The organism is Thermomonospora echinospora, assembly GCF_900108175.1.
GTDB lineage: Bacteria > Actinomycetota > Actinomycetes > Streptosporangiales > Streptosporangiaceae > Thermomonospora > Thermomonospora echinospora.
In genome coordinates this window covers 138800-162485 of sequence record NZ_FNVO01000016.1, presented here as the reverse complement: position 1 = coordinate 162485, position 23686 = coordinate 138800, and the positions used below count along the sequence as shown (strand labels likewise).

Below are 23686 nucleotides of genomic sequence, written 5' to 3'. Positions count from 1 at the left end.
CGCCACAGAGTTTCCCGTGCTGTTGGGCCGGATTGCCGGTCTGGGGGTGCAGGGGTGAGGCGTTCCGGTGGTTATGGCGGAGGGGAAACACCCGGTCTCTTTCCGAACCCGGTAGTTAAGCCCTCCAGCGCCGATGGTACTGCATGGGAGACTGTGTGGGAGAGTAGGACACCGCCGGACACATACCTACAGTGGTCGGGGCCCGTCTGGAGTGATCCAGGACGGGCCCCGACCCATATCCGGACCCCTTTTCCTACCTTGCCGTTGATGGTTTTCCAGCCAGAAGCCGGCACCCGCTGCCGGACGGTTCCTCTGGACAGGAACGCCTGGATGGAAATGGCCGCCCGGGACACTGCTCCGGTCTATGTGCCGGAGGCGGAAGCTTAGACGGACTCGCTGTCTTCCTTCCGAGAAGCCTGTGAGGCCTCGGTGAGGACGGCATCCAGAGTCCGGGCCCATTGGGTCAGCAGGCGGGTGCGGCGGGCCGAGTCGTCGGTGAGCAGGTCGGCCAAGCCCAAGCCGCGGACCAGGTCCAAGGTGGCCTGGACGGTTTCGCGCACGCCCGGTACAGACTCGTCGGCGTTCAGGGCCTCGACGGTGAGGCGGTGGGCCTCGCGTCCCACTCTGACCTCCAGCGGGAGGACCTGGGCCTTGAGCTGGTCGTCGGAACTGGCGGCGACCCACAGTTGCAGAGCGGCCCGGAACAGGGGGCTGGTGTACAGCTCGCCGAGCATGGTGACCACCTCCAGTGTGCTGGGGCGGGCATCGGCGAGGGCGTCCAGACGAGCGCGCATCTGCCGCATGCGGACGTCGGAGCCGTACTCGACCGCAGCGGTGACCAGCTCCTCACGGGTGCGGAAGTGGTGCTGGGCGGCTCCCCGGGAGACCCCGGCCCGTTCGGCCACCACCGTCACGGTGGTGCCGGCCCAGCCGACGGAGGCCAGGCAGTCGATGGCGGCCTCCAGCAGACGTCGCCGGGTGGCCCGGCTGCGGTCCTGCCGGGGCTCGCGGGGAAGTGCCTGGGGCGTCATGCCGTCCTCTGCTCGGTCGATGTCCCCGAGTGAACCAGAGGGCGACCGAGCAAAACAATCATGCATGATTGATTTTTTCCCGGGTGGCTGGCAGGGTGCAGCCATGACCCACGCGCAGGGAGCGCCGCTGCGGATCGGCAACGCCTCGGGCTTCTACGGGGATCGCTTCACCGCGGTCCGCGAGATGCTGGAGGGCGGCCCGCTGGACGTGCTCACCGGTGACTATCTTGCCGAGTTGACCATGCTGATCCTGGGCCGGGGCAGGCTCAAGGACCCCGGCGCCGGGTACGCCACGACGTTCCTGCGGCAGATGGAGGACGCCCTCGGCCTGGCCGTCGAGCGCGGCACCAGGATCGTCACCAACGCGGGCGGGCTCAACCCGAGGGGGCTGGCCGACCGACTGCGCGAGCTGGCCGAACGGCTCGGCCTGGACGTCAGGGTCGCCCACCTGGAGGGGGACGACCTGCTCGGACGGGCCAAGGAGCTGGGGTTTGCCGACACTCGGTACGGGGATCCGCTGACCGCCAACGCCTACCTGGGGGCGTGGGGCATCGCCGAGTGCCTGCGCGGCGGGGCGGACATTGTCGTGACCGGCCGGGTGACCGACGCCTCGCTGGTGACCGGGCCGGCCGCCGCCCGCTTCGGCTGGCAGCGCGACGACTGGGACGCGCTCGCCGGGGCCACCGTCGCCGGGCACGTTCTGGAATGCGGCGCCCAGGCCACCGGCGGCAACTACGCGTTCTTCCGGGAGGTGGGAGACCTGCGCCATGCCGGGTTCCCGATCGCGGAGATCCATCCGGACGGATCCAGCGTCATCACCAAGCACGAGGGGACGGGCGGCGCGGTCACGACCGAGACGGTCACCGCCCAGCTGCTGTACGAGATCGGCGGGCGGCGCTACGCCGGTCCCGATGTCACCACGAGGTTCGACACGATCGAGCTGGCCCAGGAGGGACCCGACCGGGTGCGGATCACCGGGGTCAGGGGCGAGCCGCCGCCTTCGACGGCCAAGGTGTGCCTCAACCATCTGGGAGGCTTCCGCAACGAGATGACGTTCGTGCTCACCGGGCTCGACATCGAGGCCAAGGCCGAGCTGGCCAAGGCACAGATGGAGGCGGCGTTCGGCGACGCCCGCCCGCGCCGGGTGGAGTGGACGCTCATCGGTACGCCCGGGACCGATCCGGCGACCCAGGGAGCGGCCACGGCACTGCTGCGCTGCGCTGTGCTGGACCCGTCCGAGGGCAGGGTGGGACGAGCCTTCAGCAACGCCGCCGTTGAGATGGCCCTCGCCGGGTACCCCGGGTTCTCGATGACGTCCCCTCCAGGCAAGGGCGCGCCGTACGGGGTCTACACACCCGCCTACGTCGACAGCGCGGAGATCGACCACATCGCGGTCCTGCCGGACGGCACCCGCGTCCCGATTCCGCCCTCGCCGTCCTCGGACCGCTGCTCCGACGCGGATCCGGGCACCCGGCCTAGAGCGTACGAGGAGTCGGGCCTACCGCCCGGGACGGATGCGGAGCCGAACGCACAGCCCGGCACGGATGCCGGGTCGGGGGCGGACGCGGCAACCGGCGGACGGGCCGAGGCGCCGCCGGGCGGTCCGCCATCGGACGAGGGGCTGCCCGAGCCCTGGGACGGCTCCGGCCGGTCGGTGAGGGTGCCCCTGGGCAGGGTCGCGGGTGCGCGCAGCGGCGACAAGGGCGGTGACGCCAACATCGGCGTGTGGGCCCGCACCGACCCGCAGTGGCGCTGGCTCGCGCACTTCCTGACCGTGGAACGCCTCGGGGAGCTCCTGCCGGAGACCCGGGAGCTCACGGTCACCCGGTATGTGCTGCCCAACCTCCGCGCGGTCAACTTCGTGGTCGAGGGGCTCCTGCAGGAAGGAGTGTCGGCCTCGACCCGCTTCGATCCGCAGGGCAAGGCCCTCGGCGAATGGCTGCGTTCCCGTCTCGTCGATCTTCCGGAGGCGATTCTGTGAGCGCCCTGACCAGTACGCTCGACCCCCACGACCCCGAGTACCGGCGGCGTCGGGAGTCCATGCTGGCCAAGCTCGCCGAGCTGGACGCCGAGCACGCCAAGGCGCTGGCCGGCGGCGGCGACAAGTACGTCGAGCGGCATCGCCGGCGCGGCAAGCTGCTGGCCCGCGAGCGCATCGAGCTGCTGGTGGACCCGGACGCGCCGTTCCTGGAGCTGAGCCCGCTGGCCGCCTGGGGCAGCGACTTCCCGGTGGGCGCCAGCGTGGTGACCGGCATCGGCGTGGTCGAAGGCGTCGAGTGCATGATCGTCGCCAACGACCCCACCGTACGGGGCGGGTCCAGCAACCCGTGGACGGTCAAGAAGAGCTTCCGGGCCAGCGACATCGCGCTGGAGAACCGGCTGCCGGTGATCAACCTGGTGGAGTCCGGGGGCGCCGACCTGCCCACCCAGAAGGAGATCTTCATCCCGGGCGGGCGGATGTTCCGGGACCTGACCCGGCTGTCGGCGGCGGGCATCCCGACGATCGCGCTGGTGTTCGGCAACTCCACGGCGGGCGGGGCGTACATTCCGGGCATGTGCGACCACGTGGTGATGGTCAAGGAGCGCGCCAAGGTGTTCCTCGGCGGGCCGCCGCTGGTGAAGATGGCCACCGGCGAGGAGTCCGACGACGAGGAGCTGGGCGGCGCCGAAATGCACGCCAGGACCTCCGGGCTGGCCGACTACATGGCCGTCGACGAGGCGGACGCGCTGCGGCTGGGCCGGCAGATCGTGGCGCGGCTCAACCACCGCCGGCTCGGCCCGGCGCCCGGCCCGGTGACCGAGCCCCGCTACGACGCCGAGGAACTGGCCGGGATCGTCCCGGAGGACCTGAAGGTGCCGTTCGATCCCCGGGAGGTCATCGCCCGGATCGTGGACGGCTCGCAGTTCGACGAGTTCAAGCCGCTGTACGGGACCAGCCTGGTCACCGGGTGGGCGCGGCTGCACGGCTACCCGATCGGGATCCTGGCCAACGCACAGGGCGTGCTGTTCAGCGCCGAGGCGCAGAAGGCCGCCCAGTTCATCCAGCTCGCCAACCAGGCCGACACCCCGCTGCTGTTCCTGCACAACACCACCGGCTACATGGTCGGCAAGGAGTACGAGCAGGGCGGCATCATCAAACACGGCGCGCTGATGATCAACGCGGTGGCCAACAGCCGGGTGCCGCACATCTCGATCATGATGGGCGCCTCGTACGGGGCTGGCAACTACGGCATGTGCGGCCGGGCCTACGACCCGCGGTTCCTGTTCACCTGGCCGAGCGCCAAGTCCGCGGTGATGGGCCCGCAGCAGCTGGCCGGGGTGCTGTCGATCGTGGCGCGCGCCGCCGCCGAGGCGCGCGCCGCCGCCGAGGCGCGGGGGCAGGCCTACGACGAGGACGCCGACCGGGCCATGCGGGAGATGGTGGAGGCCCAGATCGAGGCCGAGTCGCTGCCGTTCTTCCTGTCCGGGCGGCTGTACGACGACGGGGTGATCGACCCGCGCGACACCCGTACCGTGCTGGGGCTGTGCCTGTCGGTGATCCACAACGCTCCGGTGCGCGGAGCCGACGGCTTCGGTGTCTTCCGGATGTGAGGCGGGTCCACCAGATGAACAGGAGCGAGATGGAAGCGATCGGCACGCTGCTGGTGGCCAACCGGGGGGAGATCGCCCGCCGGGTCTTCCGGACCTGCCGTGATCTGGGCATCGGCACCGTCGCGGTGTTCTCCGACGCGGACGCGGGGGCGCCGCACGTCCGGGACGCCGCCCGCGCCGTGCGGCTGCCGGGCGCCGCGCCGGCGCAGACGTACCTGCGCGGCGACCTGATCGTCGAGGCGGCGGTGGCGGCCGGGGCGGACGCGATCCATCCCGGGTACGGGTTCCTGTCGGAGAACGCCGCCTTCGCCCGCGCCGTGCGGGACGCCGGGCTGACCTGGGTGGGGCCGCCGCCGGAGGCGATCGAGGCCATGGGGTCCAAGGTCGCCGCCAAGAAGCTGATGGCGGACGCGGGCGTGCCCGTACTGCCCGAGCTGGATCCCGACGCGGTGACCGAGGACGATCTGCCGATCCTGGTGAAGGCGGCGGCGGGCGGCGGCGGCCGGGGGATGCGGGTCGTCGGCACGCTCGCCGGACTGCCGGATGCGGTGGCCGGCGCGGCGCGGGAGGCGCAGTCGGCCTTCGGCGATCCGACGGTGTTCTGCGAGCCGCTGCTGGGAGCCGCCCGGCACATCGAGGTGCAGGTGCTGGCGGATCGGCACGGCACCGTGTGGGCGTTGGGGGAGCGGGAGTGCTCCATCCAGCGGCGCCACCAGAAGATCGTCGAGGAGGCCCCGTCCGCCGCCGTCGGGCCGGAGCTGCGCGCCCGGCTCTGCGCGGCGGCCGTCGAAGCGGCCCGCGCCATCGGCTACGTGGGGGCGGGGACGGTGGAGTTCCTGCTCGCCCCGGACGGGCGCTTCTTCTTCCTAGAGGTCAACACCCGGTTGCAGGTCGAGCATCCGGTCACCGAATGCGTCCACGGAGTGGACCTCGTCCGGCTGCAGATCGAGGTGGCCGAGGGCGCCCGGCTCGCGCCACGGCCGCCCGAGCCGCGCGGGCACGCGATCGAGGTCCGCCTGTACGCGGAGGATCCCACGCAGGACTGGCGGCCGTCGAGCGGCGCCCTGCACACCTTCGAGGTGCCGGGGGTGGACGCGCGGTTCGCGGTGCCCGCCTCGTACGGGCTGCGCCTGGACAGCGGGGTGGAGAGCGGCGGCGAGGTCGGGATCCACTACGACCCGATGCTCGCCAAGGTGATCGCCTGGGCTCCGACGCGGGCGGCGGCGGCGCGCAGGCTCGCGGCGGCGCTGCGGGACGCCCGCGTCCACGGACTGACGACCAACCGCGAACTGCTGGTGCGGATCCTCACCGAGCCGTGCTTCCTGGCCGGGGAGACCGACACCGCCTACCTCGACCGGCACCCCCCGTTCAACCGCGGTACCGGCCAGGTCCCGGCGTGCGCCGGCGCGACGGCCGACCTGACCGCGCCGCTGGCCGACGGCGACGCCGTCCGCCTGTCGGCCCTGGCCGCCGCGCTGGCCGACGCCGACGCCAACCGGAAGGCCGCGACCGTGCTGGGCGGGCTGCCCTCCGGCTGGCGCAACGTCCCCTCGCAGCCGCAGCGCAAGTCCTACCAGGGGGCGGACGGCGAGATCGAGGTCGCCTACCGATTCACCCGCGACGGCCTGGTCGCCGAGGGGCACTCCGGCGTGGCCTGCCTGGCCGCCGGTCCCGTCGTCACGCTGGAGGCGGACGGGGTGCGCCGGGACTTCGCGGTGCGGCGGGTGGGCGACGCCGTGTACGTGGACTCCGACCTGGGGCCGGTCGCGCTGCGGGCGCTGCCGCGTTTCACCGACCCCAGCGTCCGGATCGCGCCCGGCTCGCTGGTGGCGCCGATGCCCGGCACCGTCGTGCGGGTCGAGGTGGAGCGGGGTGCGGCCGTCACCGCCGGGCAGGCCCTGGTGGTGCTGGAGGCGATGAAGATGGAGCACCGCATCGCCGCCCCGTCCGCCGGAGTCGTCACCGAGCTCAACGTCAGTGCGGGACAGCAGGTCGAGGCCGGTGCCGTCCTCGCCGTCATCACGGAGGAGAACCACCAGTGAGCTTCATCGAGTCCGAGGAGCGGCGGGCGCTGCGGGCGGCCGTGGCGGAGCTGGGCGCCAAGTACGGGCCGTCCTACTACGTCGCCAAGGCCAAGGCGGGGGAGAAGACCGACGAGCTGTGGAACGAGGCCGCCGCGCTCGGCTATCTCGGGGTCAACGTCCCCGAGGAGTACGGCGGCGGGGGCGGCGGCATCGGCGATCTGGCGGCCGTCTGCGAGGAACTGGCCGCGGCCGGCTGCCCGCTGCTGCTGATGGTGGTCTCCCCGGCGATCTGCGCCACGATCATCGCCCGGTCCGGCACCGAGGGGCAGAAGAAGCACTGGCTGCCGCGGTTCGCCGACGGGTCGGTCAAGATGGCGTTCGCGATCACCGAGCCGGACGCCGGGTCCAACGCCCACTGCATCACCACCCAGGCCCGCCGCGACGGCGACGGCTGGGTGCTGAGCGGACAGAAGACCTTCATCTCCGGGGTGGACGAGGCCGACGCGGTGCTGTTCGTCAGCCGCACCGAGGACCAGAAGGGTAATCTGCGGCCCTCGCTGTTCATCGTGCCGACCGACGCGCCCGGCTTCACCTGGACGCCCATCGAGATGGAGATCGTCTCCCCGGAGAAGCAGTTCATCTGCCATCTCGACGAGGTCCGGCTGCCGTACGAGGCGCTGGTCGGCGAGGAGGACGGCGGGCTGCTGCAGCTGTTCGCCGGGCTCAACCCCGAGCGGATCATGGCCACCGCGATGGGCGCCGGGATCGGCCGGCTCGCGCTGGACAAGGCCGTCTCCTACGCCAGGGAGCGGCAGGTGTTCAAGGTGCCGATCGGCGCCCACCAGGGCCTGGCGCACCCGCTGGCCGCCGCCAAGGTGGAGTTGGAGCTGGCCCGGCTGATGGGGCAGAAGGCCGCTTGGCTATACGACTCCGGTGACGACATGGGCGCGGGCGAGGCCGCCAACATGGCCAAGTACGCCGCCGCCGAGGCCGCGGTCCACTGCGTCGACCAGGCCATCCAGACCCACGGCGGCAACGGCCTGACCACCGAGTACGGCGTCGGGATGCTGGCCGGCGTGGTCCGCCTGATGCGCATCGCCCCGGTGAGCCGGGAGATGATCCTCAACTTCGTCGCCCAGCACTCCCTGGGCCTGCCCAAGTCCTACTGACGGCGGCCCGGACCGCCGGGACCGCGTCCTCCCGGTGGTCCGATCGCCTGCCGTCCGGTGGCCGGGGCGGCCCGTCCGGTGGCCGGGGCGGCGGTGTGCCGGCCGGCTGTGCGGCGCCGACGGCGTACCGGTGGAGGGCGGGGTCAGGAGGTCGTCGCGGCCACGAGCCTGTCGAGCCGGTCGGCGAGGGCCGGGGATGCGGACAGGCGGTTGTCGACCTCCAGGTGCGGGACCGGAGGCGGGACGCCGGGGCGCATGCGGGCGAGGAAGGCGTCGAAGGCGGCCAGCTTGCCCGCGTCGCGGGGCAGGGCGCGGGCGGTGAGACGGTGGTGCAGGGTTTCGGGATCGGTGCGGATCCACACCAGGTGCACCGGCGGGCCGCCCAGCTCCCCGACCCAGGCGTGCCAGCGCCCGGTGTCGTGGATCTGGCCGGTGAACGGGCCGGACAGCAGCACCGGGCAGCCGTGGGAGCGGATCTCGCGGGTGGCGGCGGCCATCCCGGCGTACTCGTGGCGCTTGATGTGCTCGTCGTACCAGGGGCCCTCGCGCTCTCCCGGGTCGCGTCCGTGCGCGGCGAGGGTGGCGGCGACGAACGGGCCGTACATGGTGTCCTTGTCCAGCAGGGCGGGAACGGGACGCAGGCGTGCCAGCAGGGCGTCGGCGACGGTGGTCTTGCCGCTGCCGGGCGGTCCCGCGACCACCCAGACCGCGGCGGGGGCGGTCACGCCGGGATCCGCAGGGTGTCGGTGGCCAGCCGGGCGATGCGGTCCTCGTCGACCTCATGGCCGAGGCCGGGCTGGGTGAGCGGCACCCCGACCACGCCGCCGGAGGAGCGGACCGGCGGCGACACGAAGGCCGGGCCGCCCGCCGGGTCGGTGACGTCACTGGGCAGCGTGCAGCCCGGCAGCGCGGCCACCGCCACCGCGGCGGCCTGGCCGATGCCGAAGGAGCCGGACCCGACGCACCACACGTCCCAGCCGGCGGAGTAGGCGCGGTCGTGCGCGCCGCGCGCGGCGGTCAGCCCGCCGAGGCGGCTGACGTCCAGGCCCAGTGCGCGGCCGGCCTGTTGCTCGATGGCGGCGTCGAGCATGTCCAGGTCGCCGATTTCCGGGCATAGGGCGGTGGTGAGCCGCTGCTGGAGCCGGGCGTGGGCGGCCAGGTCGCCGGTGGGGAAGGGCCGTTGGAGCGCCAGCAGCCCGTAGGCGTCTAGGGCCTGCAGGGCGTCGAGGTGCTCGGCCGACTCGGTGTAGGAGCCGCCGGCGTCGGCCACCACGGCCAGCGCCGGGTAGGCAGCCCGGACGGCGCGTACCGGCTCGATGTCCCAGCCGGGCCGGACCCGGAGCGTGACCCGGGTGTGGCCGCCGCCCACCGCCTGGTTGGCCCGGGTCACCAGGGTCTCCAGGAGGAACGGCTCGGTGTCGATGCGGACGCCGGTCACGATGGAGGTGCGGGTGCCGCCGAGGGCGTGCGCCAGGGGCAGGCCCCGGATCCGGCACCACAGGTCCCAGCAGGCGATGTCCACGGCGGCGGCCGCCCGCCGGGTGCCGAACTCGGAGGTGGCCGACACGTCCTCGGGCCGTTCCCAGTCCAGCCCCAGCAGCGCCGGGGCGAGCCGTTCCTCGATGTCGGCCCAGGTCGAGTCGGGGGGCTCGGGAAAGGCCACCTCTCCCCAGCCCACCGTGCCGTCCTCGCCGGTCAGCCTGACCAGGATGCTCTGCGGCCGCCGCCCGCGCGGCATCGTCACCCGGAAGGCCTGACAGCCCTGGACCCTCGGCACTGCACCCGCCTTCCCGGTCGTCTGTTGCGTCCACCTTCCATGATCCCCCCTCGGGAGGACCGGAACGGACGGCGACCGGGCCGGGCGGGGCGGCTCAGGCCGCGGCGTCGGCGCTGCTCAGCGTCCGGTCGATGACGGCCGCAGCGCGCCGCAGGTCGGTGACGGGGGCGATTCGGTCGGCCCACGACCACCAGAACCAGAGGTCGTCCTCGCTGCCGCGCTCGCAGATCACGGTGCCGTAGCGGTCGGGGTCGGTGCGGTCGAGCACGTTCAGGCGGGGCGTCCCGTCGGTGACGATCATGGTGAGGTGACCGCGACCGGTCAGCTCCTCGCTCAGGTCGTCGAGATGGGCGAGGTCGGCGTGCTCCTCGCTGCTCGTCGGTGCCATGGACATCCCCCTGTGGTTGTGCGGGTCTTCATGGAGGTTCGACGCGGGCTGGGCCGCCGAAGTTCGCCGTTCCGGACAAATTGGGATGAGCCGGGCGAGATTGCGGAGCCCCGCCCGCGGGTCGTCCGTGTCCCGCGCCGCTGGCGCCGGCACCGGACGGGTGCCCGGACGATTGATCGCCGCAGCGCGGGTAGAGGCCTTCACCGGCAGAAGACACGAAAGGGGGACGCCATGACCCAGCCCGATCACCAGCCGCAGCCCCGGAACCGGCCCGAGCCCGATCCGCACTCCCGTTTCGAGGACGAGGGCATACCGGATCTGCAGGAGGGCACCCCGGAGCAGCAGCGGGCCGTGGACCCGAGCGAGATGCCGCTGCCCGGCGACCAGCCGGTGGCCGTCGACGAGTGGGGGACCACGGCCGAGGAGCAGGCCGAGGGCGAGCCGATGGACCTCAAGCTGTCCAGGGAGCAGCCCGACTTCGGCGAACGGCCGGTCGACACCTCCCAGGCGGCCGGGCGGATCGTTGAGGAGGACGAGGGCGTCCGCCCCGACACCGAGAAGGACAGCGTCGCCCGGGATGTCGGGCCCGACTTCGGCGGCTACACGGCCGAGGAGCAGGCGATGCGCATCGATCCGAGCTGAGCGCTCAGTGGCGGGTGAAGCGCAGCGGGCGCTTGGTGTAGCCGCCGTCCTCCAGGCCGGCCAGACGCTCGAACGGGTTGTAGGAGGCGTGGTCGCCGCACAGCGCCATCGACAGGCCCGCACCCGCCAGATAGAGGACGATCATGAGGGGCCCCAGGCAGCAGGCGTACTGGGTGGCGTGGCGGGCCTCGTGCGCCAGCAGCCGGGGCCGCCGCTCCAGTACCGAGCCGTCCCCCCGGACCAGCACTACGTTGCCCACCGTGAACGCGGGCGCGACCGGCAGCGGCAGCCGGTAGCCGGTGCCGATCAGCAGCCCCTGCGGCCCGCGCCGCAGGCCGCCGGTGCCGGTCCGCGCCAGCAGCACGCCCAGCGGCGTGGACAGGTTGGCGACGTTGACGATCTGGCGGAGGCGGTGCCGGCGCTCCATGCCGCCGAGCCCGTCAGGACGGGCAGGACTCGTCCAGCGAGACCGGCTTGGCCTGGTCGCGGGCGTCCGGCGAGGAGGAGGCGTGCGGAGAGGAGGAGGCGTGCGGGCGCGGGGTGGCCGACCGCGACGAGGACGGTGACGGCGAGGGGGTGGCGGTGGCGCCCTTCTCGCTGGCGGCGATGGCCTTGGCGGTCAGCGACTTGATCAGGTCAAAGTCGGGGTTGCCGGTGCTGATCAGCGGCGGCACGAACTGCAGGCTGTTGATCGTGGCGCCGTCCCGCATCCGGCTCGACAACTTGACGAAGGCCGGCAGCAGCTCGGCCGGGATGTCGGTGGAGACCGCCCGGCGGGCGGCTTCGGCCAGTTGGTCGAAGCGGGTCAGCACCCGCTGTGGGTCGGCCTGCCGGGCAACGGCCCGCAGCAGGCACTTCTGCCGCCCCATCCGGACGTAGTCGTCGCTGTTGGTGCGCGAGCGGCCGTACCAGAGGGCCTCTTTGCCCGACAGCGTGCGGGTGCCGGCCTTGACCCGGCCCTCGCCGAGCCTGCCGTAGACGATGTCCTCGGGGACGGTCAGCCGCACCCCGCCCATCGCGTCGATGAGGTCGGCAAAGCCCTGCATGTCGACCAGGATGTAGTAGTCCACCGGCACGCCCAGGATCCCGGCGAAGGTGCCCTTGATCAGCTCGGGGCCGCGCTGCTTCTTGGGGACGCCGGGAACGACGTCGGGGTGGTTCTCGGCGTACTCGTAGACCTCGTTGAGCAGTCCCGGGGTCTGCGGCCCGTCGCCGGTGAACCCGTAGGGGAACCGGTCGCGGGCGGGCCCGGGCGGCATCGGGAAGCTCTCCAGATTGCGCGGCAGGCTGAGCAGGACGGTATCGCCGGTGTGGGTGTCCACGCTGGCCAGCGTCATGCTGTCGGTGCGCACCCCGACCCGGTTGGGGCCGGCGTCCCCGCCGAGCAGCAGCACGTTGACCCGCCGCTGCCCGTTCCAGGGGTCCTTGCGGTCGATCTCGCGGCCGTTGCCGCCGGCCTGGAAGATGCTCGACAGGGTGTCGTTGGAGACCTGGGCGAGGTGAGCGGCCCACACCAGCGGCAGCGACACCAGCACGCACAGCACGGCTACGGCGGTGGCCCCGACGGTGCGGGTGAACGCGGTCCGGTCGAAGGGCCGCGCGATCTGGTACGAGCGGATCACCACGGCGGCCCACACGATGCCCAGCGTGAGCAGCCCCGCGGTGATCCGGGTCAGCCAGTCCGACTGGACGGCCAGGCCGGTCAGCTCCGGCCTGAAGAGGGTCACCGCGACCACCGTCACGGTCACCAGCGCGGTGTACAGGGCCATCAGCAAGATCCCGGCCACCCGGCGGCCCGCCCACAGGTGGGCCACCCCCCACAGCAGGCCCGAGGCGAGCGTCAGCCCCAGCGCGCCGGGGAGACCGCGTGCGCCCGTCGCGTCCGGGGGTTGGTTCTCCCCGGGCGCGGTGCCGCGGCCACGGACCGCTTTCCAGGCCATGTCAGCTCCGATCCCCCACGCGCGGTGATATAAGCCACCGCCTATCTACTGGACGCGCAAGACCGGCCGACGGGTTGCGCGGTAGTGGACCGAACGCGAACTGTCACCGCATTGAGCGCATGTGTGGGAAACAATACGCAATTCGGCGGGCTTGTTCCGGTCCGGGCCGGAATCCTTGATCGTGGGGACTGTCCGGCGGTCCGGGGGCGGCGGCCGGCTCGCGCCGCAGGTGGCAGTATCCGGTCGAGGCGATCCTTACCTGCCGGGTCCAGGACCAGGCCGGACCACCGTGCCGCGCGGTGTTCCCCGGTGCGCGCGCCTGGCGGACACACCGGGGCGGCTCCCCGGCCACGCATCACGCCGCCCCCTCCCAGGGGCGATGATCGGCCCCTGGGGAGAAGCGTGCGCGTTCAATCGCGGACTGCGCCAGCATGGTTACGGCGTGTCGCTTGATTGGGGTGCGCCGTCGCCCTACCGCCGTCTCACCAACTGGTGGCCAGCGGCATACCCTCCGCGTAGCCGGACGAGCTCTGCACGCCCACCAGCGCGCGCTCGTGGAACTCCTCCAGGGTCCGGGCCCCGGCATAGGTGCAGGCGCTGCGCAGCCCCGCCACGATCGAGTCGATCAGGTCCTCCACGCCGGGCCGCCGCGGGTCCAGGAACATCCGGGAGGTGGAGATGCCCTCCTCGAACAGCGCCTTGCGGGCCCGCTCGAACGGCGAGTCGTCGGCCGTGCGCAGCCGCACCGCCCGCGCGGAGGCCATCCCGAAGCTCTCCTTGTACAGCCGCCCGTCGGCGGAGCGCTGCACGTCGCCGGGGGACTCGTAGGTCCCGGCGAACCACGAGCCCACCATGACGTTGGCGGCGCCCGCGGCCAGCGCCAGGGCCACGTCGCGCGGATGACGGACCCCGCCGTCGGCCCAGATGTGGCGGCCCAGCCGGCGGGCCTCGGCCGCGCACTCCAGCACCGCCGAGAACTGCGGCCGGCCCACCCCGGTCATCATCCGGGTGGTGCACATGGCGCCGGGGCCCACCCCGACCTTGACGATGTCGGCGCCCGCCCCGACCAGGTCGCGGACCCCCTCGGCGGTCACCACGTTGCCCGCCACCACCGGCACCGACGGGTCCAGCCCGCGCACCGCGGCCAGCGCGGCGATCATCTTCTCCTGGTGGCCGTGCGCGGTGTCCACCACCAGCAGGTCGGCGCCCGCCTCCAGCAGCGCCTTGGCCTTGCCCGCCACGTCGCCGTTGACCCCGACGGCGGCGGCGACCCGCAGCCGTCCGGCGTCGTCGGTGGCGGGCGTGTAGAGGGTGGCGCGCAGCGCGCCGGTACGGGTCAGGATCCCGGTCAGCCGGCCGGCGGCGTCCACCACCGGGGCCAGCCGGTGGCCGCGCTCGTGCAGCCGGTCGAACGCCTCTTGCGGGTCGACGGCGTCCGGCAGCGTGACCAGGTCGCGGGACATGATGTCGCGCACCTGGGAGAAGCGGTCCACACCCTGGCAGTCGGCCTCGGTGACCACCCCGACCGGCCGGTCGTCCTCGACCACGATCACGGCGCCGTGCGCCCGCTTGTGCAGCAGCCCCAGCGCCTCCCCGGCGGTCCCGGAGGGGGCCAGCCGGATCGCGGTGTCGAAGACCAGGTGGCGGCGCTTGACCCAGCCGATGACGTCGGCCACCACCTCGGCGGGGATGTCCTGCGGGAGGACGGCCAGGCCGCCGCGCCGGGCGATGGTCTCGGCCATCCGGCGGCCCGCCACCGCGGTCATGTTGGCCGCCACCAGCGGGATGGTGGTCCCGCTGCCGTCAGTGGTGGTCAGGTCGACCTCTAGCCGGGAGCCCACCGCCGAACGGCGGGGGACCATGAAGACGTCGTTGTAGGTCAGGTCGTGAGCGACGCGCTCACCGTTCAGCAGCCGCACGGTCTCAGTTCACACCCATCTCGTCGGAGGTTTCAGTCTAGAAGCCGCAGGCATGGGGATCGGCCGCGCGGACGGCCCGCCCCCTGACCTCCCGTGCGCCTCGCGGGGCCCGGCCGCAGGGTGCGGCCGGGGTGACGTTACGGGCGATCTTGACCGCCTTGTGAAGTTCTGCATGCCCTGCGGCGAGGCGAGATCGTGAGATTTCACCGGTTCTCGCGTTACCACTTGACGAAAATGCCGCATCATTGCACTTTTCTTACAAGTGCCTCAGGCGGTCGTCCGTTCCGCCGGGCGAAGCGACAGATGAACACCGGGAGAGACGCATGCATGTCAGGCGCCGGTACCCGGTGCGGTCGAGGGACGGCCCGGCCCGCCGCGCGGGCCCGGGTGCCGATCGTCGCCCGGGCCGGGTCCGTCCGCGTGCGCGCGGCGGGTCCGCTGGGAGTCGGAGACCGGCTCGCGCGGGTCCGCACGGGAGCGCCGTGCCACGGTCGCGTACCGGGTGGCGTCGCGCTTTTCGGCGCCGCGCGGGCACCGCGCCCGACGCATCGACGGCGGCCGGAGGGAGCGAACACGATCAAGATCAATATTTGACGGGTTACCGCCCGAAAATGGAATGATCTTGCGGTCGGTGACATAACGATTCACTGCAGTCGAGGAGGAGACCCGTGCTGGATGCGGTCGACACCGTGCTCGTCCGCGAGCTCCAGCGGGATGGCCGGGCCACGTTCCAGGCGCTGGCTGATCGCGTGGGGCTGTCACGGACGGCGGTGCGGGCCCGGGTGCAGCACCTGCTCGAGACGGAGGTCGTGCGGGTCGTCGGCATCGTGCACTCCGCGGTGGTGGGCACCGAGGCGGTCGGCCATGTGTCGATCACCGTGAACGGGTCGGCGCGGGAGGCCGCCGAGAGCATCGCCGAGCGCCCGTGCGTCAGCTTCACCGCGCTCACCGCCGGACCGTACGATCTGGTGGCGCAGGTGCGCACCCGTGACGACGCGGCCCTGGCCGCGGAGGTGGACCAGCTGCGGGCGGTGCCGGGCGTGCGCTCGGCCGAGGTGTTCCGGTCGGTGACCACCGTGCGGGACGCCCACTCGGTGGTACGCGAGCTCGGCGACATCGCGCTCGACGACATCGACTGGCGGCTGCTGCAGGAGCTGCAGCGCGACGGACGCGCCCCCTACACCCGGCTGGCCCAGGTCATCGGCCTGTCCCAGGCCGCGACGCGGGCCCGGGTGGTGCGGCTGATGCGCTCGGGCGTGATCCAGGTGACCGGGCTGGCCGACCCGCTGGCGCTCGGCGCCGCCGAGCTCGGCGGCTTCGGGCTGGTGGTGGCCGGCGGCGTCCGGAGGGTGGCCGAGACGGTCGCCGCCCAGCCGGGGGTGCGCTACGTGGCCACCGGATTCGGCCGCTACGACATCGTGGGGCTGGCCGAGGCCGCCTCGCGGGAGGATCTGGTCGGCATCCTGGACTCCGTCCGCAGCGTGCCGGGGGCGACCGTGCGCGAGTCCTGGCACCACCTGCACGTCGTCAAGGAGTCCTACGCCGCGGAGCTGCCCGAGAAGCCGGGCGAGGGCTGACCCCGGGTCCCGGGGGCCGGCCGGCCCCCGGGACCCGGTCAGTCGCGCGACAGCGCCACCTCCTCCAGGTCCAGCTCGTTCAGGACCCGGTCGAGGACCTCGTCGTCGATGCGGCGCTCGTCGCGCATGCGGACGAACACCTCCCGCTCGGCCGCCAGCATCTGTCTGCGCAGCCGCCGGTAGGTGGCGGTGGGGACCTCCGCGCCGCCGGGGCCGGTGCCGCCGCCCAACCGTTCCCACGCGCTCAGCCGCCGGTACTCGGCCAGGTCCCGCAACCGCTCCACCACCTGGCCGTCCAGCCGCTCGCCCTCGGCGGCGGCCAGCGTCTCCAAGCGTGCCAGGGCGGCGCTCCCGGCGGCGTGCTGGGCGCCCGCCTCGGCCACCGCGTCGGCGTGCTGCTCCTGCGATCCGCCGATCCCCAGCCGGCGGATCAGCGCCGGGAACGTCGCCCCTTGGAGCAGCAGCGTCCCCAGCACCGTGGTGAACGTCAGGAAGCTGATCAGGTCGCGCTGCGGGAAGGCCGCGCCGCTCGCGGTGCTCAGCGGGATGGCGAAGGCGGCCGCCAGCGACACCACCCCGCGCATGCCCGCCCACGAGATCACCGTCAGCTGCCGCCACTCCAGCCGCCGCCCGTTCGCGCCGCCGCGCCGCGACAGCAGCGCGGGCACCGGCGCGGTGGCGAAGACCCACAGGAACCGGGCGGCGACCACCACCCCGAACACCGCCGCCGCCCACCAGGCCAGGGTCAGCGGATGCCATCCGGACACGCCCGCCAGCACCGCCGGCAGCTGCAGCCCGATCAGCAGGAAGACCACGCTCTCCAGGATGAAGATCATCACCTTCCAGAACGAGCGGCCGATCAGCCGGGTCACCGGCGGCGAGTCGGTGAACCGGTGCCCCAGGTACAGCCCGCTGACCACCACCGCGATCACCCCGGAGGCGTGCACCGCCTCGGCGACCAGATACGCGGCGAACGGGGCCAGCACCGCCACCGAGTTCTCCACCAGCGGATCACGCAGCCGGGTGCGCAGCCGGTGCAGCGGGGGCCCGGCCACCAGCCCGATCAGGGCGCCGCCGAGCGCCGCGTACAGGAACCGCCAGCCGCCGTCCAGCAGCGAGACCCCGGCGCCGCCCACCGCCACCACCGCGATCCGGTAGGCCGTCAGGGCGGTGGCGTCGTTGAACAGGCTCTCGCCGACCAGCACGGTGACCACCCGGCGCGGCAGCCCCAGCCGTTTGGCCACGCTCACCGCCGCGACCGCGTCCGGCGGCGCCACGATCGCGCCCAGCACGAACGCGGCCGGCAGCGGCAGCCCCGGGACGATCAGGTGCGCCGCGTAGCCGACGGCCAGCGCGGTGAACAACACCAGCCCGACCGACAGATAGGCGATGGTCCGGCCGTTCTCGCGCAGGTTGGGCAGCGAGCTCTCCCAGGCCGCCGAGAACAGCAGCGGCGGCAGGAAGACGAACAGCACGAACTCCGGATCCAGCTCGAACGCCGGCGTCCCCGGCACCATCGCCGCCAGCAGCCCGGCGACGACCAGCGCCAGCGGGGCCGGCACCCTCGTCCGGCGGGCCGCCGCGGCCACGCCCACCGCCGTGACGGGCACGGCCAGCAGCCACAGTGCCTGCGTCGCGTCCACGCATCCTCCCCCAGCCGATCGGAATCTGGCAGGGGAACACGCCGCGGGCTAGAGGTGTTCCCTGACCCGGCCGTCACCGTTGCGGCGCTCGCGGGCGGCGTCCTTGGCGAACGCCAGGAAGTCGCGGGCCACCGGCGGCAGCCGCCGGTGGGCGTGCACCAGCCCGATCATCCGGCTCAGCGGCGGCGTGAAGGAGCGGACCACCAGCCCCTGAGTGTCCTCCAGCCCGCTGCGGTACCACAACAGGGAGCCCGCCCCGGCCCGCACCCAGCTCGGCCAGGAGCGCTGCTCGTCGGATTCCACGGCGGCCACCGGGCTGACCCCGATCCGGGCCAGCATGGCGTCCAGTTCGGCGCGCCGAGGCCCGCCCCGGGTCGGCAGCACCAGCGGCATGCCGTCCAGCACCGCGGGCGGCAGCGGCTCGCGCAGCTTCAGGCCCGGCGGGGACACCAGCACCACCTCACGGTGCTCGACCGGATGCGCGGCCAGGTCCGAGGGCACCGGCAGGTCGGTCAGCGCCAGGTCGGCTCGGCCCGACCGGATGGCCGCCGCTACCGCCTCCCGCCCGGCGCAGCGCACCGCCCGGATCCGGACGGCCGGCTGGTCGCGGGAGAAGCGGGGGATCAGCCACCCGGTCAGCTCGGCCTCCAGCGCCAGGGTGGCGGCCACCCGCAGCTCGGCCCCGCGCCCGTCGGCGCGCGCGACTGTCAGGCCCTCGATGGCCTCGACGGCCTCCAGAGCGATCCGGGCCTGCCGGACCACCTGCTCGCCGACGGTGGTCAGCGCGACGCCGCGCCCGGACCTGGCGAACAGCTCCACACCGAGTTCGCGTTCGAGCTCGCGGACGGCCCGGGAGAGGGCGGGCTGGGCGACATAGAGCGCCTGGGCCGCCGACGTCATGGTGCCGTGGTCGGCGGTCGCCACCACATAGCGCAGCTGCCGCAGATTCATGCCTCGACCGTATGGCAACGAACCGATGCGGTCCTGGACATAGCCGGAATCGAAGGCGACGTCCTGCGGTCACCAGGTGTTTGACAAGGCGTCATCCTGGCTGGTGGGAGCCCTCCCAGGGGTCCGGGAAGCGGACAGACGTGGAGATACGGTGTGTCAAGTCAGCCGCCGACGGCCCGGCGGAGCCCGGTCAAGGTCTCCCGGCACATTGCCATGTGGCCGATTGAGGCCGCGTACTCGGCCAGCGCCGCGCACAGGAACACCGCCAGCACCCGCGCCCGCAGCTCGCGCTCGGCGTTCACCGGGCCGTAGGCCGACAGCATCGCCGACCGGGCCGGGCCGGTGAACGCGCTGTAGGCCAGCGAGAGGTCCACGGCGGGGTCGGCCAGGCACAGGTCGCCCCAGTCGATGACGCCGGCCGCCCGTCCGTCCTCGCCGACCAGCAGGTGACGCGGATGCAGGTCGCCGTGGCACACGACGGGCCGGTCCGCGGACGCCCCCAGCCGCGCGCCCTCGGCCAGCAGGTCCGTCACGGCCTCGTCGGGTTCCCACAGGCCCTGGCCGGCGAGCCGTTCCAGCCGTTCGCGGGCCATCGGCACGCGCACGCTCGGGTCACCACGGCGCAGGGGGTCGCGGGGCAGCCCCGCGCCCGCCTCCTCCACCAGCCGGGGGTCGTGCAGCGCCCGCAGGAACGCCCCCGCTCCGGCCGCCGCCACCGTCCTGCGGGCATCGGGCAGCCCGGCGTCCACCAGTTCCCGGCCGGGCAGGTGCCGGGCGCCCCAGAACGGCCAGGGGAAGCCACCAGCCGGGCGCCCGGCCAGTTCCGGCACCGGGACGGGCAGCGGCAGGTGCGGCGCCAGCCCCGGCAGGTACGCGATCTCGCGCTCCACTCCGGGCACCGCGATCGCCCGGCGCGGGAACCGGAAGATCCACCGGCCGCCCACCAAAAACACCGTGTTGTCCCAGCCGGTGGCCAGCGGCTCGACCGGTGCCCCGGCCAGTGCGGGGAACTGCGCGCCCACCAAGTCGGCCGCCTCGGCAGCGTGTACGGCGTGCTCGGCGTCCCATTCGGCCGGGGCGGGCGCGGAACCGTTCACGGCGGTCACGTTACCGAGGCGGCGCCGGGAGGGTCAGGCGACGGGCGGGGCCGGTCGGGCTCCAGGGGAGGGGCGCCGATGCCGCAGTGGCTCCGGCACACCGGCTCGGCCGCGCGCGGTGCGGCGCGCAGGGCGTCGTCCCGGACCGTCAGGAACGTCAGGACGGCGCCCAGGGCCAGCAGCCCGGCACAGACCAGCAGGGACGCCTGGAAGCCGGCGGAGAACGCCGCCGGGTCGTCGTAGGCGTCGCCGGTGAGCCCGGCCAGCGACGGGATCGCGGCCACCGCCAGCAGCCCTCCGGCCCGCGCGACGGCGTTGTTGACGCCGCTGGCCACCCCGGCGTGCGCGGGATCCACGGCGGCCAGCACGGTCGCGGTCAGCGGGGCGACCACCGCCGACAGGCCCAGCCCGAACACGATCACCGGGGGCAGCACGCCGGTGAGGTAGGAGGTGCCCGCGTCGATCCGCCCCACCAGCAGCATCCCGGCCGAGGCCACCACCAGGCCCGCCGTCATCGGCCACCGGGGGCCGATCCGCTGGGCCAGCGCCCCCGCCCGCGCCGACAGCAGCAGCATCAGCACGGTGACCGGCAGCAGCGCGGCGCCCGCCGCGACCGGCGAGAACCCCGCCACCACCTGCAGGTCCACCACCAGCAGGAAGAACATCACGCCCATCCCGCCGTACACCACGAATGTCACCGCGTTGACCGCGGAGAACTGCCGGGAGCCGAAGATCCGCGGCGGCAGCATCGGCTGCGGCCCGCGGCCGCCGGAGCGGGCCCGTTCTACCAGGACGAACGCGATCCCGGCGAGCATCCCGGCCACTCCGGCGGTCCACACCGCCCCCGGAACCGCCGTCCGCTGCGGCGCCTCGGTCAGCGCGTAGGTCACCCCGGCCAGCGCGAGCGCGGCCAGCGCCGCCCCCAGCACGTCGAAGCGGCCCTGGGCGCCCGGGTCGCGGCTCTCGGGCACGTGCCGCACCGCCACCAGTGCCACCACGGCGGCCAGCGGCACGTTCAGCAGGAACACCCAGCGCCATCCGGCCGACTGCACCAACCAGCCGCCCAGGAACGGGCCGAGCGCGCCGGCGATCCCGCCCAGCCCCGACCAGGCGCCCACCGCGCGCGGCCGGTCCTCCTCGGCGAAGGACGCCTGGATGAGCGCCAGCGAGCCCGGGGTGAGCAGCGCCCCACCGACCCCCTGCAGCGCCCGCGCGGCGATCAGCGTGGGGATGTTCGGGGCCGCCCCGCACAGGGCGGAGGCGGCGGCGAACCACACCACGCCGATCACGAAAACCCTGCGGCGCCCGTAGCGGTCGCCCAGCGAGCCGCCCAGCAGGATGAACCCGGCCAGCGTCAGCGTGTAGGCGTTGACCGTCCACTGCAGGCCGGCCATGGACGCCCCCAGGTCCCGGGCGACGGCGGGCAGCGCCACGTTGACGACCGTGGAGTCCAGCAGCGCCACGCCGGAGCCCAGGACCGTCGCCAGCAGGATCCACCGGCCGGGCGCCGAGGCCAGCCGGACGTCCGGCATCACACGATCAGTTCGTCGGCGAAGCACCAGCGCCAGTGCTCGCCCGGCTCGAACGACCGGATGACCGGGTGCCCGGTGTCCTGGTAGTGCTTGAAGGCGTGCCGTTGCGGCGAGGAGTCGCAGCAGCCCACGTGCCCGCAGGTCAGGCAGAGCCGCAGGTGCACCCACCAGCTGCCCTCCCGCAGGCACTCCTGGCAGCCCTGCGGAGTGCGCGGCTCGGGCTCGGCCGCGGACGGCTCGGGAACGTGTTCACAAGTGCTCATAGGGGCCATCGTCGCACGGCGGCGCCGGACGCCCGGACGCGGCCGGCCCTCACCAGTGGTCGGGGCTGAACGGCTCGTCCTCGGGCCGGTTGGAGCGTGACAGCAGGCGAAGATCGGACTCCACCATCATCGCCACCAGCTCCTCGAACCCGACCTCCGGCTCCCAGCCGAGCTGCTCGCGGGCCTTCTTGGGGTCGGCGCACAGCAGGTCGACCTCGGCCGGGCGGGTGTAGCGGGAGTCCAGCACGACATGGTCCTGCCAGTTCAGCCCGACGCTGCCGAAGGCCAGCTCGACCAGCTCGCGCACCGACTGGGTGCGGCCGGTGCCGATCACGTAGTCCTCGGGGCGCTCCTGGTTGACCATCAGCCGCATGGCGCGGGCATAGTCACCGGCGTAGCCCCAGTCGCGCCGCGCCTCCAGGTTGCCCATCCGCAGCTCGGTGGCCAGCCCCAGCTTGATGCGGGCGACGCCCAGCGAGACCTTGCGGGTCACGAACTCCGCGCCCCGGCGCGGCGACTCGTGGTTGAACAGGATGCCGCTGACCGCGAACATCCCGTACGACTCGCGGTAGTTCTGCGTGATGTAGTGCCCGTAGGTCTTGGCGACCCCGTACGGGCTGCGGGGGTGGAACGGGGTCTTCTCGTTTTGCGGGGTCTCCCGCACCATCCCGAACATCTCCGACGAGGACGCCTGGTAGAAGCGGATCTGCCCGGCGCCGGGGGTGCGCGACTGGCCGACCCCCGACACCACCCGGATCGCCTCCAGCATGCGCAGCACGCCCATGCCGGTCACCTCGGCGGTCAGCTCCGCCTGCTGCCAGGACATCGGGACGTAGGAGATGGCGCCCAGGTTGTAGACCTCGTCGGGCTGCACCCGCTCCACCGCGGAGATCAGGCTGCCCTGGTCCAGCAGGTCGCCGGTGGTGATCTGGACGTCCCCGACGTGCTTGCGCAGCCGCGACACGTGCGGGTTGGCCTGGCCGCGGACCATCCCCCACACCTCGTACCCCTGCTCCAACAGATGCTCGGCGAGGTAGGAGCCGTCCTGCCCGGTGATGCCGGTGATGAGCGCTCGCTTGGACAGCGGAACCTCCCTGGCCGATATGGGCAGTCCTCTGGCCCATCGTGCCCTTTGCGCGATGAGCGGTGAGGTACGAGGTTAGCGACCGGTCCGGGCGCTGACGAGTCCGGCCCGCCGTGGACCGAATCACCTTCGGTCGCCTGTGGACCCCGGCCTCCGGCCGGGCCGATACCCTGTGTTCACTATGAGGCTGCCGTCATGCCGCCGGTGAGCGGCCCCCCGGGGACCCCGGCCCCCAACGGCCGGCCGCTCGGCCGGTTCGCGATCATGGCGGTGGTGAACCGCACCCCGGACTCGTTCTTCGACCGCGGCGCCACCTTCGGCTTCGACGCCGCGCTGGCGGCGGTGGACCGGGCGGTCGCCGAGGGTGCCGACATCGTCGACATCGGCGGGGTCAAGGCCGGCCCCGGCGACGAGGTGGACGTCACCGAGGAACTGCGCCGGGTGGTGGACGTGGTGACCGCCGTCCGCGAGCGCCATCCCCAGGTGGTGATCAGCGTGGACACCTGGCGGGCCGAGGTCGGCCAGGCCGTCGCCGAGGCCGGCGCCGACCTGCTCAACGACACCTGGGGCGGGGTGGACCCCGCGCTGGCCGAGGTCGCCGCCGCCCACCGGATCGGGCTGGTGTGCGCGCACGCCGGCGGCCTGCGGCCGCGCACCCGGCCGCACCGCGTCGGCTACGACGACGTGGTGGCGGACGTGATCGCGCACGTCACCGCCGAGGCCGAGCGCGCCGTCGCGCTCGGCGTGCCGCCCGAGGGCGTCCTCATCGACCCGGCCCACGACTTCGGCAAGAACACCCGGCACTCCCTGGAGATCACCCGGCGGCTGGGCGAGCTGGTGGCGACCGGCTGGCCCGTCCTGGTCGCGGTCTCCAACAAGGACTTCATCGGGGAGACCCTCGGCCAGCCGGTGGAGCGGCGCGGGGTGGGCACGACGGCGGTGCTGGGGGTGTCGGCCTGGCTGGGCGCGCGGGTGTTCCGCGTCCACGACGTGGCGGGCGCCCGCCACGCCCTGGACGCCGTCGCCGCACTGGCTCCGGAGCCTGCGGCGCCGTAGGC

The 23686-nt window shown here is 73.4% G+C and carries 20 protein-coding genes and 1 rRNA gene; 8 read left to right on the top strand and 13 right to left on the bottom strand.

The features are described 5' to 3' along the window. Window positions 1-63: 63 nt before the first annotated feature. Window positions 64-180 (top strand): 5S ribosomal RNA (gene rrf, locus C4U03_RS29035). A 203-nt stretch (window positions 181-383) separates the two neighbouring features. Here the strand turns inward: rrf and C4U03_RS29030 are convergent. Next, window positions 384-1031, bottom strand: coding sequence for a TetR/AcrR family transcriptional regulator (locus C4U03_RS29030; protein WP_103942147.1), 648 nt, complete (start codon window positions 1029-1031; stop codon window positions 384-386). A 103-nt stretch (window positions 1032-1134) separates the two neighbouring features. Between C4U03_RS29030 and C4U03_RS29025 the strand changes: the two genes are divergently transcribed. The 4 genes from C4U03_RS29025 to C4U03_RS29010 are packed head-to-tail and all read left to right on the top strand — an operon-like array spanning window position 1135 to window position 7815. Further along, window positions 1135-3012: an acyclic terpene utilization AtuA family protein gene (locus C4U03_RS29025; RefSeq protein ID WP_103942145.1), complete on the top strand. Its 1878-nt coding sequence runs from the start codon at window positions 1135-1137 to the stop codon at window positions 3010-3012. Continuing rightward, window positions 3009-4622 carry an acyl-CoA carboxylase subunit beta gene (locus tag C4U03_RS29020; protein WP_103942142.1) on the top strand — a complete coding sequence of 538 codons (1614 nt, stop codon included), beginning with the start codon at window positions 3009-3011 and terminating at the stop codon, window positions 4620-4622. Before C4U03_RS29025 ends, C4U03_RS29020 begins: the two co-directional genes overlap by 4 nt. A gap of 29 nt (window positions 4623-4651) precedes the next feature. Next, on the top strand, window positions 4652-6664 hold the full coding sequence (locus tag C4U03_RS29015) for an acetyl/propionyl/methylcrotonyl-CoA carboxylase subunit alpha (protein WP_200827546.1): 2013 nt from the start codon (window positions 4652-4654) through the stop codon (window positions 6662-6664). After that, window positions 6661-7815 carry an acyl-CoA dehydrogenase family protein gene (locus C4U03_RS29010; protein ID WP_103942138.1) on the top strand — a complete coding sequence of 385 codons (1155 nt, stop codon included), beginning with the start codon at window positions 6661-6663 and terminating at the stop codon, window positions 7813-7815. The genes C4U03_RS29015 and C4U03_RS29010 overlap by 4 nt, the downstream gene beginning before the upstream one ends. Window positions 7816-7958: 143 nt before the next feature. On the opposite strand, the gene C4U03_RS29005 is transcribed toward C4U03_RS29010, so the two are convergent. The 3 genes from C4U03_RS29005 to C4U03_RS28995 all read right to left on the bottom strand — a co-directional run bounded on the left by C4U03_RS29005 (window position 7959) and on the right by C4U03_RS28995 (window position 9980). Further along, window positions 7959-8540: an AAA family ATPase gene (locus C4U03_RS29005; RefSeq protein WP_103942136.1), complete on the bottom strand. Its 582-nt coding sequence runs from the start codon at window positions 8538-8540 to the stop codon at window positions 7959-7961. Further along, a complete protein-coding gene (locus C4U03_RS29000) occupies window positions 8537-9592 on the bottom strand; it encodes an enolase C-terminal domain-like protein (protein WP_103942134.1) in 1056 nt (351 codons plus the stop codon). Before C4U03_RS29000 ends, C4U03_RS29005 begins: the two co-directional genes overlap by 4 nt. Before the next feature lie 94 nt (window positions 9593-9686). Next, complete coding sequence (locus C4U03_RS28995; RefSeq protein ID WP_146087565.1) at window positions 9687-9980, bottom strand: hypothetical protein; 294 nt, start codon at window positions 9978-9980, stop codon at window positions 9687-9689. Between the two features lie 231 nt (window positions 9981-10211). On the opposite strand from C4U03_RS28995, the gene C4U03_RS28990 reads away from it, so the two are divergent. Continuing rightward, on the top strand, window positions 10212-10622 hold the full coding sequence (locus tag C4U03_RS28990; RefSeq protein WP_103942130.1) for a DUF5709 domain-containing protein: 411 nt from the start codon (window positions 10212-10214) through the stop codon (window positions 10620-10622). Window positions 10623-10626: 4 nt separating this feature from the next. Here C4U03_RS28990 and C4U03_RS28985 read toward each other — a convergent pair whose 3' ends face one another. The 3 genes from C4U03_RS28985 to C4U03_RS28975 form a co-directional block, all read right to left on the bottom strand. Further along, window positions 10627-11049, bottom strand: a complete 423-nt coding sequence (locus C4U03_RS28985; protein WP_103942128.1) for a hypothetical protein — start codon at window positions 11047-11049, stop codon at window positions 10627-10629. 13 nt (window positions 11050-11062) lie between these two features. Beyond that, window positions 11063-12562 carry an LCP family protein gene (locus C4U03_RS28980; RefSeq protein ID WP_103942126.1) on the bottom strand — a complete coding sequence of 500 codons (1500 nt, stop codon included), beginning with the start codon at window positions 12560-12562 and terminating at the stop codon, window positions 11063-11065. A 482-nt stretch (window positions 12563-13044) separates the two neighbouring features. Continuing rightward, window positions 13045-14481 (bottom strand): GuaB1 family IMP dehydrogenase-related protein, encoded by a 1437-nt coding sequence (locus C4U03_RS28975; protein WP_103942123.1) that lies wholly within the window; start codon window positions 14479-14481, stop codon window positions 13045-13047. A gap of 668 nt (window positions 14482-15149) precedes the next feature. On the opposite strand from C4U03_RS28975, the gene C4U03_RS28970 reads away from it, so the two are divergent. Next, on the top strand, window positions 15150-16058 hold the full coding sequence (locus C4U03_RS28970; RefSeq protein WP_103942121.1) for an Lrp/AsnC family transcriptional regulator: 909 nt from the start codon (window positions 15150-15152) through the stop codon (window positions 16056-16058). Window positions 16059-16096: 38 nt separating this feature from the next. Here C4U03_RS28970 and C4U03_RS28965 read toward each other — a convergent pair whose 3' ends face one another. The 6 genes from C4U03_RS28965 to gmd form a co-directional block, all read right to left on the bottom strand. Next, the gene (locus C4U03_RS28965; RefSeq protein WP_103942120.1) at window positions 16097-17701 is read right to left on the bottom strand and encodes a Na+/H+ antiporter; all 1605 of its coding nucleotides are present in this window, start codon (window positions 17699-17701) and stop codon (window positions 16097-16099) included. Window positions 17702-17749: 48 nt separating this feature from the next. After that, a complete protein-coding gene (locus tag C4U03_RS28960) occupies window positions 17750-18652 on the bottom strand; it encodes a LysR family transcriptional regulator (RefSeq protein WP_103942117.1) in 903 nt (300 codons plus the stop codon). A gap of 161 nt (window positions 18653-18813) precedes the next feature. After that, window positions 18814-19749 carry a phosphotransferase gene (locus C4U03_RS28955; RefSeq protein WP_103942178.1) on the bottom strand — a complete coding sequence of 312 codons (936 nt, stop codon included), beginning with the start codon at window positions 19747-19749 and terminating at the stop codon, window positions 18814-18816. 5 nt (window positions 19750-19754) lie between these two features. Further along, window positions 19755-21281: an MFS transporter gene (locus C4U03_RS28950; RefSeq protein WP_103942116.1), complete on the bottom strand. Its 1527-nt coding sequence runs from the start codon at window positions 21279-21281 to the stop codon at window positions 19755-19757. Further along, window positions 21281-21544: a ubiquitin carboxyl-terminal hydrolase 14 gene (locus C4U03_RS28945; RefSeq protein ID WP_103942114.1), complete on the bottom strand. Its 264-nt coding sequence runs from the start codon at window positions 21542-21544 to the stop codon at window positions 21281-21283. Before C4U03_RS28945 ends, C4U03_RS28950 begins: the two co-directional genes overlap by 1 nt. 49 nt (window positions 21545-21593) lie before the next feature. Further along, a complete protein-coding gene (gene gmd / locus C4U03_RS28940; protein ID WP_103942112.1) occupies window positions 21594-22628 on the bottom strand; it encodes a GDP-mannose 4,6-dehydratase in 1035 nt (344 codons plus the stop codon). 195 nt (window positions 22629-22823) lie between these two features. On the opposite strand from gmd, the gene folP reads away from it, so the two are divergent. Continuing rightward, complete coding sequence (gene folP / locus C4U03_RS28935; protein WP_103942110.1) at window positions 22824-23684, top strand: dihydropteroate synthase; 861 nt, start codon at window positions 22824-22826, stop codon at window positions 23682-23684. The last annotated feature ends 2 nt before the right edge of the window (window positions 23685-23686 follow it).